The organism is Pararobbsia alpina (assembly GCF_902859895.1).
GTDB classification, from domain to species: domain Bacteria; phylum Pseudomonadota; class Gammaproteobacteria; order Burkholderiales; family Burkholderiaceae; genus Pararobbsia; species Pararobbsia alpina.
In genome coordinates this window covers 223429-234615 of record NZ_CADIKM010000003.1, presented here as the reverse complement: position 1 = coordinate 234615, position 11187 = coordinate 223429, and the positions used below count along the sequence as shown (strand labels likewise).

Genomic DNA, 11187 nt, shown 5'->3' with positions numbered 1-11187 from the left:
ATCCGCACGTTTGCTATTCACGAAGGCATGGACGGCTTGTCTCGTGCCGGTGCGAGCGGGAACTCTATCGTCGCGCGCAGGCCCGTGCCGCTCGCCATGACCTCCCCCGCGTCGCCGAGCTCGACCTTTGCGCCATGGCGTTCCGCGATACGCCGCACGATCGCCAGCCCGAGCCCGCTGCCCGGTGGATTCGAATCGCTCGCGGGCTCGCCTCGATAAAAACGGTCGAACACACGCCCGCGCTCGGCGGCGGGAATGCCCGGGCCGCTGTCGACGATCTCGACGCGGGCACGGGGCTTCGCGAACGTGGTGTCGCGACGCACTGCCACATCGATGCGGCCGCCAGCAGGCGTGTATTTGACCGCGTTATCGAGCAGGTTGTTGAGCATCACGCGCAGCGCCGCGGGGTCGCCTTCGATTTCGACACGGTCCTGCTCGCTGACGCCAAGGTCGATCTGCTTGCCACGCGCGATCGGCGCATGCGCGGCCACGCATTCGCCGAGCAGAGACATGAGATCGACCTGCTGCCGCGCCGTGCCCGGCATGTCGTTACCCGGCTCAGCACGCGCCAGCGTCAGCAACTGCTCGACGACGTGCGTCGTGCGATCGACTCCTTGCTTGAGATCGTCGAGCGCCTCGGTACGATCCGCATCTTCGCGCGCGCGTTCGAGCAATTGCAACTGGATCCGTAACGCAGCAAGCGGCGTGCGCAACTCATGCGCAGCATCGGCGACAAAGGCCTTCTGCGCATCGAGCGACTGGCCGAGCCGCCCGAGCAGGCCGTTGAGCGCAGCCGCAAGCGGCTGCACCTCGAGCGGCACCTGCGCATCGTCGAGCGGTTCGAGCGCATCGGGGCGCCGCGCATCGAGCGCGCGCGCAAAACGCTTGAGTGGCAAAAGCCCGCGCCCGACCACGAGCCAGACGATCAGGGCCAGCAAAGGCAGCAGGACGAGCAAGGGCAGGATCGTGCGCCAGGCCATCATTGCCGCCAGATGATCGCGCACGCTCATCGGCTGGGCGAGCTGCACGACATTGTCACCCACCATCGCGCCGTAGACGCGCCAGTCGCCATGTGGTGTCTGCTGCGTACTGAAGCCGAGCGCCGCGTTCGGCGCAAGCTGCGCGTTCGGCCGCGAGTAGTAGAGCAGCACGCCGGTGCGGCTCCAGATCTGGATCACGACCCCTTCGTCGGTGTCGCCATTGTTGCCGAATACCGACGAGAACGGCTCCGAGGGCAGTGCCGCGGCGGTCTGTTGAAGCTGGAAATCGAAGATATCGTTGGCCTCGGCCTGCGCCTGCGAATAGATGCGCCAGCCGGCGACGGCCAGTCCGATCAGGACGGTCAGTAACAGCCACAGCAACAGACGACGGCGGATCGAATTCATTCGACGGGACGGTTGATCATATAGCCCAGACCGCGCACATTGCCGATCAGGTCCGGCCCGAGTTTCTTGCGCAGCGCGTGAACATAGACTTCGACCGCATTGCTGCCGATCTCCTCGCCCCAGCCATAGATCTTCTCTTCGAGCTGCGATTTCGAGAGCACGGCCCCCGGCCTCGCGAGCAAGGCCGCAAGCAGGGCGAACTCGCGCGCCGACAGCGCAACGGGCTCGCCGTGAAGCGTGACTTCATGGGTCGCGGGGTCGAGTGTCAGGGTGCCGTGGCGGATCAGTCCGTCGCTGCGCCCCGCACGCCGCCGCACGAGCGCGCGCATGCGCGCGCCGAGTTCGTCGAGATCGAAGGGTTTGACGAGATAGTCGTCGGCGCCGGCATCGAGCCCCTTCACGCGGTCGCTGACCGCATCGCGCGCCGTCACGATCATGACCGGCACATCGCGGCCGCTCGCGCGCAGCGCGCGCAGGACCTCGAGGCCGTCGCGCTTGGGCAGCCCGAGATCGAGCAGCACCAGATCATAGGGCTCATAGCCCGCGGCCGAGATCGCCGCGGCGCCATCCTGAACCCAGTCGACCGCACATCCGTCGGCGCGCAGCGCCTTGCGCACGCCCTCGGCAATCATCCGGTCATCTTCAACAAGCAATACGCGCACGGCTAGGTCCTCTGAACGTGGCATCGGCAAGACGGTACGGATCGCCATCCCCGCACACGGTTCCGGTGATTTTATCTCTACAATGATCCATCGCAGGCGCGCGACGGCTCCAGCATGCAGCACGGCCGCCGCCGCTCGCGTGGCGCCGCTTGCCTGTCGGTCCGGATTGTCCGGTCCGGACCCGGTTTGCACTTGTTCGGTTTCACCCAGTCCGCCTGGCCTCGATCCAATGCCTTTTGTTTTTCGCCCGCCCCTATCCGTCCCGCGCCTCGCGCTTTCTCCTGCTTCCGCCGTCACTCCTGTTTTCGCGTGGTCCCGCGCTGCCACGTCGTTCGTTGCTGCCGCATTGTCCCGTGCTTGCGCATCGTTCCCTCTCTTGGCAACGTTGCCCGTTTCGACGCGTTCCCGGCGTTCCCGGCTTTCCCCGTTTTCCGACCGTCGATGGTTCGTCGGCCTGGTGCTCGGTGCCTCGCTGCTCGCGACCGCCGAGGCGCAGGCGAGCGCCCGCGTCTCGGGCAACAAGGTCGGGAATGAATCGGGCGCCAGACCGTCGCTGCACAAACGCACGCGCATCGTGCTGCCGGCTATCCAGCAACTGCCGCCGGTCGTGACCGCGGCGCTCGCACGCGAACATATTCCTTTGTCGTCCGTCAGCATCTATGTCGAAAAGATCGGCTCGACGGCGCCGCTGATCGATGTCAACGGCGACAAGCCGATGCAGCCCGCCTCGACGATGAAGCTCGTGACGACCTTCTCCGGCCTGTCGATGCTCGGCCCCGACTTTCGCTGGAAAACCCGGGCCTATGCCGACGGCAACCTGGTCGGCGGTGTCCTGCACGGCAATCTCTATGTCGAGGGAAGTGGCGATCCGAAGCTCGTACCCGAAGAGCTGATCGACCTCGTCAACCAGATCCACGAGGCCGGCATCGTCGACCTTGAAGGCGATCTCGTCCTCGACAAGCGCTATTTCGCCGATTCGACACGCAATGCGCCGCCGCTCGACGACGATGCGAACGCGCCGTACAACGTCGGGCCCGATCCCCTGCTCTACGCGTTCAAGTCCCTGTCGTTCACGCTCCGTCCGGACGACGCGACGCGGCAGGTCGACATCGACGTCTTGCCGCCGCTCGCACAACTGCATGTGAGCAACCAGCTGCGTCTGAGCCGCGGACCCTGCGTCGGCGTCGCGCTGACACCCGATCTCACACCTCAGCCGGACGGCACGGTCGACGCGGTGTTCTCAGGCGACTATTCGGCGCGCTGTGGCGACCATGTGACCAATATCGCGGTGCTCGACCACACGACCTTCTTCGGCGGCGGCTTCCTCGCACTTTGGAAGCAGACCGGCGGCACCTTTCACGGCACGATCCGCGAGGGTGCGACACCTGAGAGCGCAAAGTCAGTCGGCCTGCACCAGAGCCCGCCGCTGAGGGACATCGTGCGCGACATCAACAAGTTCTCGAACAATGTGATGGCGCGCAATCTGTTCCTCACGATCGGCGCGGTCCAGGCCAAGGCGCCCGCGACAACGGCGAATGCCGCCGCGGCAGTTCATACCTGGCTGATCGCCAACCACCTGGCCATTCCCGATCTCGTGCTCGACAACGGCTCGGGGCTTTCGCGCGACGAACGCATCACGGCGGTGGGTCTCGCGGAATTGCTGCAGGCCGCCAACTCAAGCCCGGTCGCGCAGGCCTTCGTGGAGTCGCTGCCGATCGCCGGCGTCGACGGCACGATGCGCCACCGCCTGGCCAATCAGCCCGTGGTCGGCAATGCGCATATCAAGACGGGCACCTTGTCCGATGTCCGGGCGATCGCCGGCTATGTCGCAAGCCAGGACGGCAATAGCTACGTGGTCGTGAGCTTCATCAACGATCCCCGCTCCGAGGCCGGGCGCGCGGCCCACGATGCGCTGCTCGAATGGATCTACAAGTCGGCGCGTTGAGCGCGGGGGCAGCATGCAGCGGCATGGGGTGTGGTGTGGCGCTGCGGCATGAGGCGGGATATAACGCTGCGGCACGGGGCGTGGCATTGGAGTGCAGCATCGGCCTGTGACTCCGACTACGCGATTGCGCTGCGCGTATGAATCAGCAGAAGTTACCGATCCTGTTACATGCAGGTTTGCAAAGCGGTAATTTTCGAACCCAGGAAAAATAAAAGCCAGTCAGTGGTGAAACCACTGACTGGCTTTCCTTGCAACAAGCGACTAGACGCTTAGAACTTGTGACGCAGACCCAGGTTCACGAGCTCTTGCGTGTTCGTACCGTTGTAGCCGTACGAACCGATCGAAGCTTGCGCGGCCGTTACCACCGTGGTGGTTGTGCCGTCGGGGTTGGTCACCGTCGCCCGCGTTTCTCCGCTGGCGTGCTGGTAGGCAGCCGTAACATAGATGTCGGTACGCTTGGATAGCGAGTAGTCCGCACCCACCGAGACTTGATGGTAGGTCGCGTCCGTGTCGCCGCTCGACTTCGTGTAGCTATAACCGACACCCGCCAGCAGCGCCGAGGTAGCCTGGTAGTTCAGCCAGCCTTGCCCCGTGTTGTATTTTTCGGTCGAGCCGTACAAGGACGCTGCATCCGGCTTGTATTGCGCGTTGCTGTAGGCCAGGCCCATCGTGAACGGACCCGCGACGTATTGGCCTGCGACACGCGCCACGCCAAGCGACTTCGCCGTGACGTAGCCGAGATTCGGTGCTCCGTCGAACGTGTTCGACGAGGTGCTCGTCCAGCCGGTGCGCGGAGCGCCGAGGGTATTGGCGTTATCCGAGAACCAGTAGCCTGCGGCGATGCCAATCGGGCCATTGTTGTAGGCCAGGGCCGCAGCCCACGATTGATTCGAACCCGTCGTGCCTGCTACGCCGCCCAGCGCGTACATGCCTTCGAACTGGAAGCCGGCGATCGTCGGCGACAAGTACTTGATGGCGTTGTTCGTACGCGAACTGTTGTCGTAGTTGTCGATGTCGCCGACCGTTGCGAACGCCGAGCCGAAGTAGTTGTCTTCCGTGAGCGGTTGAACCAGATCGACGAGCGGGTCATATTGGCGACCGAGAGTGAGCGTACCTGCCGTGTTGCTGCTCAGGCCGACGAAAGCCTGGCGGCCGAACAGTGTGCTGCCTTGGCCCGATTGGCCCGTGCTCGGGTTGAAACCGCCTTCCAAGGTGAAGATCGCTGACAGACCGCCGCCCAGATCTTCATTGCCCTTCATGCCGAAACGCGAGCCCGACAGGTTACCGAAGCTGTTGTTTCCCAGCACCCATAGGTTGCGTGTACCGCCAGTCGTGGACCCTTGGCCCGCGCCTTGCGTGTTATGAATGAAGCTGAGCGATGTGTCGATTACACCGTAAAGGGTTACGCTCGATTGTGCGTGTGCCGCGCCCGTTGCAGCCAGCAGCGACAGCGAAAGAGTAGACAGTGACAGTCGTTTCATTCAGCTCTCCACGATTTTGTTAATGAGCATCGGTACGGAATGCACAGTAGCGCAGCACTCGCGACCATGCGAGCAAACATAATCGCGTGTCTCCAAAACCACACACTTTCAGAAAAATTACACATCAAAAATATTGAAAATGCATTTGGGCTTATGAGCCCCTTCTTCGACCCGCTCTCCCTTGCAAGCCAACCCTCCCCGATTCGAAACAATCCTCTATGGGTTTCAGCGGGGACGCGTTGTACGCTTCGCTTCATATCGAAAAAAACGTTCGTGCGAATCCTGCAGGCTTTAATGGCGATTTTTTCGAGAAAGGGCGTGCCCGCAAATTAATGAGCATCCCGACATAGGAATTGAGTAAAAAAAACCAATTCTTGGGACAGGCAGCCCCCGCTTAATCTTGTCCATATGGGAGACCGGGTGGACTGATCAGGCTGCAAATAACTATTACGCAAACATGCGAGGAGCAACCATGAAGTTTCCCCCCCGGCTTTCCCATTGGGCATTGCGCACGGCGCAAGGCATCGCGGCAGTCTCGCTGGCCGCGACGCTGAACGCATGCGGCGGCGGCGACGACAACACGCCCGCCCCGGCGACGCCGGTCTCGACGACTAGCCTGCAGGTCGTCTCGTTCGGAGACAGCCTCTCGGACGTCGGCACCTATGCACCGAACATCGCCCTCGAATTCGGCGGCGGCCGCTTCACGACCAATCCGGGCCAGGTATGGACGCAGGATGTCGCAAACTTCTACGGTGGCACCCTGGTCGCGGCCCAGACGGGCGGTTTCGGCGCACCTGTCATCAACAATCCGAACGGCTATGGCTACGCTCAGGGCGGTGCGCTCGTGACCGGCGGCGCGGCGGCGACCAACGCAGCTGCGCTGACCGTGCCCGTACACGATCAGGTACAGAACTACATTGCGATGCATGGCGGCTTCAACGGCAATCAGCTCGTGCTGATCCAGGGCGGCGCGAACGACATCATCCAGGGCGCGATCGCGCTCCAGGCCGGTACCGCCACTCAAGCGGCCGTCGGTACCGCTGTGGGGAAGGCAGCCACTGATCTCGCCGCGCTGGTCGCCACGATCGTGCAGGCGGGCGCGACCCATGTCGCCGTTGCAAGCGTGCCGAATCTCGCCGAAACACCCCTGACGACCCTGTCGACCAATCCGACGCTGAGTGCCTCCGTGTTCGCCCCGCTCGTCCTCTTGTTCAATCAGACGCTCGCGGGGACGCTCAATGCCCAACCCGGGCTGATGGACAAAATCGCGTTCATCGATACGCAGACCTGGCTGCACAATGAGTTGGGTACGTTCCAGTCAGACGGGTTTACGGTCAGCAATACCGCGACAGCCTGTAATCTCGGGCAGATGATCGCCAAGGCGACCGCTGACGGACAGCCAAATCCGAGTGCTTTCGGCAGCGCACTGTTCTGCTCGCCGCAGACGCTGGTCGCGCCGAATGCCGATCAGACGTATATGTTCGCCGATCAGCTCCACCCGACGACACACCTGTACCAGGTGTTCGCGACCTATGCCGAGTCCGTGATCAATGCGAAATACGGATTGAAATAACGACGAGATACCACGTCACGAAGCGCCGGCGATCGTCAGTTGCAGATCGACGCTCGCCGCTCGCCGGTCCCCGGTCCCCGGTCACAGGTCACAGGTGGCGGGTGGCGGGTGGCGGGTGGCGGGTGGCGGGTCGCAAGCCGCGAATTGCGGATCGCAGGTCATCAGTCGCAGACCTTCAATCGTCAACCGGCAGGTTGTCGTCGAAGGCGGCGGCCGCGCGACCGAGGCGGTCGTTGATGGCTGCCCAGGCGGGGCTCGCTGGCAATCGTTCGATCAAGATGCGTTCGAGATCCCCGCGGTCCAGTTCGCGCAGCAGACCGTAGAGCGCCTGGGCGTATTGCGACGGATCCTCGGGCGCGGCAACAAACACGACGTTCGGCAAGTCTGCGATATCACCGATTGCCGAGCGCCGCGCGACAATCGCTATGCGCTCGCCCGCATGCTCGATCGCCATGGCGCCGATATCGTCCGCGGTCAGCAGGGCCAGCGGCGTGCGCGTCGCATAGTGCGCCTTGAGCGTGCCCGAAGCACGCGGCGCGGACGCATCGCTCCCGTCGGGCAATCGCGGCATCTCGCCGAGCACGGCGGCAAGCTGCTGCGGCGTCAGGTGCCCAGGCCGCAGCAACGCGGGAAATCCCCTTGAAAGATCGAGGATGGTCGACTCGATGCCGACCTTGGACGAACCGCCATCGAGAATCGGAATCGCGTTGCCAAACTCCTCACGCACATGCTGCGCGGTGGTCGGACTCACGTGTCCAAAGCGATTGGCTGACGGCCCCGCCACGCCGCCGTGCCCCTCGCGAAACCCGTCGAACGCGCGCAGCAACGCCTGCGCCACCGGATGCGACGGACAGCGCAGGCCGACCGAATCCTGGCCGCCGCTCACGACGTCGGGAATATGGGCCGCCCGCTTGAGGATCAGCGTAAGCGGACCAGGCCAGAATGCATCGATCAGCAGGCGGGCCGCATGAGGCAGCTCATGTACCCAGTAACCCGGATCGCTATCCGGCGAAATGTGGACGATCACCGGATGAGTCGCCGGCCGGCCTTTCGCCTCGTAGATCCGCATGACAGCATCGACATCCTCGGCGTCCGCGCCGAGTCCATAAACGGTCTCGGACGGGAACGCGAGGAGTTTGCCGCGATCCAGGATCGCGGCCGCCTCGGCAATCCCGGCGGCGTCCGGCTGCAAAAACGGAGGGGGGTCGCGTTCGATCATCTCACTCAGTCAGCTCGCTCTGTCATCTTCGACGCACCGAATGGTTCGGCCCCATTGCAGCATGAAACGCCGCATCAGTCGAACACGATTCGTAACAGCCGCTGGCACTCGCGCGCCGCTTCGTGCGCAGCCTCGGCCGTGGCGGCCGTCAGCGTGATGTGACCCATCTTGCGGCCCGGCCGCGCATCTTCCTTTGCGTACAGATGCAGCCGCGCCGCGGGCAGCGCGACCACGTCCTGCCAGGGCGGCGTGCGCGCCGAACCGTCCTCGAACCAGACGTCGCCGAGCACATTGAGCATGACGGCCGGCGAATGCTGGCGCGGATCGCCGAGCGGCAGCCCCGTCATCGCGCGAACCTGCTGCTCGAACTGACTCGTCGCGCATGCATCGACCGTGTAGTGGCCGGAATTGTGCGGACGCGGCGCCATTTCGTTGGCGACCAGCGAACCGTCCTCGAGCACGAAGAACTCCACGCACAGCACGCCGACATAGTGCATCTGGGCGGCAATCGCCTGCGCGGCGGACTGCGCCTGCGCGGCGAGCGCGGCGCTCGCTCGTTGCGACGGCACGGTGGTTTCGGCAAGGATGCCCTGATGGTGGACATTCTCCGCCAGCGGATAGACGACCGAACGGCCGTCCGCGCCGCGCGCGACGAGTGCCGAGACCTCATAGGCCAGCGCAAGGCGCTTTTCGAGCACGCAGGGCACGCCACCCATGTCGGCGTGCGCGAGCCGCACTTCATTCGCATTGGCGACCCGCACCTGACCCTTGCCGTCATAGCCCAGCCGCGCGGTCTTGAGAATGCCCGGCAGCACCGCATCGAGCGGCGCGTCGTCGATGTCGGCGAGCGCCGCCGACGATGCGATCACGACATGCGGCGCGACGGGCACGCCGCATTCAACGAGAAAGGCCTTCTCGATCGCACGATCCTGGGCGATGGCGACGCACCGCGCCGACGGCGCGACAAAACTCGAGCGCGCGAGAAACTCGAGGCTCGCGGCGGGCACGTTCTCGAATTCGGTCGAGATCGCGGCGCACAGCCTCGAAAGCTCGGTCAACGCGTTCTGGTCGTCGAATGCCGCACGGATATGGCGATCCGCGACCGAGCCGGCCGGACTCAGGCCATCGGGGTCGAGTACCGCGACGCGATAGCCCATCGCCTGCGCGGCAAAACAGAACATCCGGCCGAGCTGGCCACCGCCGAGCATGCCGAGCCATGCGCCGGGCAACAAGGGGGCAGCTGGCGCGGAACCTTGTTCGAGGCCCGGGGCCGGCGTGACGATCGAGGCCGGAGTCGAAGAAGAAATGCTCATCATGTGCTCTGCAAAATCGGGATCAAACCGGCGGCAATTGCATCTTGCTCGCCGCCTCGCGCTGTCGCACACGAAAAGCATCGAGCTTCGCGGCGAGTTCGGGTGAGCCGTTCGCGAGCATCGCGACCGCGAACAACGCGGCATTCGCCGCGCCCGCCTCGCCGATCGCGAATGTCGCAACCGGCACGCCCTTCGGCATCTGCACGATTGAATGCAGTGAATCGACCCCTTTCAGGTATTTCGACGGCACGGGCACGCCCAGCACCGGTACGGTGGTCTTTGCCGCCAGCATACCCGGCAGGTGCGCCGCACCGCCGGCACCGGCGATGATCGCCTGCAGGCCGCGCGCGCGCGCCGTTTCCGCGTAGTCGAACATCTCGTCGGGCATTCGGTGCGCCGACACGACCTTCGCTTCGTGAGCGATGCCGAACTCCTTGAGCACCGTGACCGCGTGCTGCATGACGTCCCAGTCCGAACTGGACCCCATGACCACGCCAATCTGTACTGAATCGCTCACATGCCCTCCTTTGTTCCCTTTCCCCTCATTGCCTGCCACTCCCTGCCCGCTCATTCGCCTTTCCGCATTCCGTGTTCAACGCAGCGTCTCGCCGGTCAGCCGCTCGAGCGCTTCGCGGTACTTGGCAGCGGTCTTCTCGATCACGTCGTCCGGCAGCTTCGGCGCCGGCTTGGTCTTGCCCCACGGCTGCGTTTCGAGCCAGTCGCGCACGAACTGCTTGTCGAACGACGGCGGATTGCTGCCAACCTGGTACTGATCGGCAGGCCAGAAGCGCGACGAATCGGCGGTCAGCACTTCGTCCATCAGGTGCAGCGTTCCCGCTTCATCGAGCCCGAATTCGAACTTGGTGTCGGCGATGATGATGCCGCGCGTGGCGGCATAGATCGACGCCTCCTTATACAGCCTGATACTCACGTCGCGAATCTTCGCGGCAAGTTCGGCACCGATGCGCTGCTCGACGTCCTCGAACGAGATGTTTTCGTCGTGTTCGCCCATCTCGGCCTTGGCCGCGGGCGTGAAGATCGGTTCGGACAATTGCTGAGCGTTCTGCAGGCCGGCCGGCAGCCTGACACCGCAGACCGAGCCCGTCGCCTGGTAATCCTTCCAGCCGCTGCCGGCCAGATAGCCGCGCACGACCGCCTCGACCAGGATCGGCTGGAGGCGCTTGACGACCACCGCGCGGCCTTCGACCTGCGCGATCTCGTCGGGCTGGACGACCGATTCGGGTTCAATGCCCGTCAGGTGATTCGGCACGATGCCAGCGAGTTTCGCGAACCAGAAGTTCGCCATCTGGTTCAGTACCCGGCCCTTTGCGGGAATCGGCTCGCCCATCACCACGTCGAACGCGGACAGGCGGTCAGTCGTGACGATCAACAGCTTGTCGTCGCCCACCGCGTAGTTATCGCGCACCTTGCCGGAGCCGAGCAGCTTGAGCGAATGAAGCGAGGATTCGTACAAAGTCGAGGACATGGCAATCTTTCTTTCGGTAAAACGTTGAATCGAAAACGCCACCCGCGCACAGCGGGTGGCGTACTGAAAACTTGAAACGGCCAGGCCCGGATCCACCAGCCCCTGAGCCGCAAGCCATGCAGC

9 protein-coding genes are annotated in these 11187 nt (G+C 64.0%); 2 read left to right on the top strand and 7 right to left on the bottom strand.

Annotated elements, in window-relative coordinates; translation table 11 throughout:
* Window positions 1-17: 17 nt before the first annotated feature.
* Both HV670_RS05110 and HV670_RS05105 read right to left on the bottom strand, forming a co-directional pair.
* Entirely contained in the window at window positions 18-1385 is a 1368-nt protein-coding gene (locus tag HV670_RS05110; RefSeq protein WP_175103548.1) for a sensor histidine kinase, read from the bottom strand.
* The gene (locus tag HV670_RS05105; RefSeq protein ID WP_175103547.1) at window positions 1382-2047 is read right to left on the bottom strand and encodes a response regulator; all 666 of its coding nucleotides are present in this window, start codon (window positions 2045-2047) and stop codon (window positions 1382-1384) included. Before HV670_RS05105 ends, HV670_RS05110 begins: the two co-directional genes overlap by 4 nt.
* 385 nt (window positions 2048-2432) lie before the next feature.
* On the opposite strand from HV670_RS05105, the gene dacB reads away from it, so the two are divergent.
* Window positions 2433-3992 carry a D-alanyl-D-alanine carboxypeptidase/D-alanyl-D-alanine endopeptidase gene (gene dacB / locus HV670_RS05100; RefSeq protein WP_246257038.1) on the top strand — a complete coding sequence of 520 codons (1560 nt, stop codon included), beginning with the start codon at window positions 2433-2435 and terminating at the stop codon, window positions 3990-3992.
* A 269-nt stretch (window positions 3993-4261) separates the two neighbouring features.
* Here dacB and HV670_RS05095 read toward each other — a convergent pair whose 3' ends face one another.
* Window positions 4262-5473 carry a porin gene (locus HV670_RS05095; protein ID WP_175103545.1) on the bottom strand — a complete coding sequence of 404 codons (1212 nt, stop codon included), beginning with the start codon at window positions 5471-5473 and terminating at the stop codon, window positions 4262-4264.
* A gap of 472 nt (window positions 5474-5945) precedes the next feature.
* On the opposite strand from HV670_RS05095, the gene HV670_RS05090 reads away from it, so the two are divergent.
* Window positions 5946-7046, top strand: coding sequence for an SGNH/GDSL hydrolase family protein (locus HV670_RS05090; RefSeq protein WP_175103544.1), 1101 nt, complete (start codon window positions 5946-5948; stop codon window positions 7044-7046).
* 175 nt (window positions 7047-7221) lie between these two features.
* Here HV670_RS05090 and HV670_RS05085 read toward each other — a convergent pair whose 3' ends face one another.
* The 4 genes from HV670_RS05085 to HV670_RS05070 all read right to left on the bottom strand — a co-directional run bounded on the left by HV670_RS05085 (window position 7222) and on the right by HV670_RS05070 (window position 11064).
* Window positions 7222-8265: an L-threonylcarbamoyladenylate synthase gene (locus tag HV670_RS05085; RefSeq protein ID WP_175103543.1), complete on the bottom strand. Its 1044-nt coding sequence runs from the start codon at window positions 8263-8265 to the stop codon at window positions 7222-7224.
* Window positions 8266-8339: 74 nt separating this feature from the next.
* Window positions 8340-9581 carry a 5-(carboxyamino)imidazole ribonucleotide synthase gene (locus HV670_RS05080; RefSeq protein ID WP_281362361.1) on the bottom strand — a complete coding sequence of 414 codons (1242 nt, stop codon included), beginning with the start codon at window positions 9579-9581 and terminating at the stop codon, window positions 8340-8342.
* A 19-nt stretch (window positions 9582-9600) separates the two neighbouring features.
* Complete coding sequence (purE, locus tag HV670_RS05075) at window positions 9601-10095, bottom strand: 5-(carboxyamino)imidazole ribonucleotide mutase (protein WP_281362360.1); 495 nt, start codon at window positions 10093-10095, stop codon at window positions 9601-9603.
* A gap of 75 nt (window positions 10096-10170) precedes the next feature.
* Window positions 10171-11064 carry a phosphoribosylaminoimidazolesuccinocarboxamide synthase gene (locus HV670_RS05070; RefSeq protein ID WP_175103541.1) on the bottom strand — a complete coding sequence of 298 codons (894 nt, stop codon included), beginning with the start codon at window positions 11062-11064 and terminating at the stop codon, window positions 10171-10173.
* Between the last annotated feature and the right edge of the window lie 123 nt (window positions 11065-11187).

Bases quoted from the DNA above. Each gene is read 5' to 3' on its own strand.
- HV670_RS05110 (WP_175103548.1), bottom strand. From the start codon at position 1,385: ATGAATTCGATCCGCCGTCGTCTGTTGCTGTGGCTGTTACTGACCGTC.
- HV670_RS05085 (WP_175103543.1), bottom strand. From the start codon at position 8,265: ATGATCGAACGCGACCCCCCTCCGTTTTTGCAGCCGGACGCCGCCGGG.
- HV670_RS05080 (WP_281362361.1), bottom strand. From the start codon at position 9,581: ATGATGAGCATTTCTTCTTCGACTCCGGCCTCGATCGTCACGCCGGCC.
- HV670_RS05090 (WP_175103544.1), top strand. From the start codon at position 5,946: ATGAAGTTTCCCCCCCGGCTTTCCCATTGGGCATTGCGCACGGCGCAA.
- HV670_RS05070 (WP_175103541.1), bottom strand. From the start codon at position 11,064: ATGTCCTCGACTTTGTACGAATCCTCGCTTCATTCGCTCAAGCTGCTC.
- HV670_RS05095 (WP_175103545.1), bottom strand. From the start codon at position 5,473: ATGAAACGACTGTCACTGTCTACTCTTTCGCTGTCGCTGCTGGCTGCA.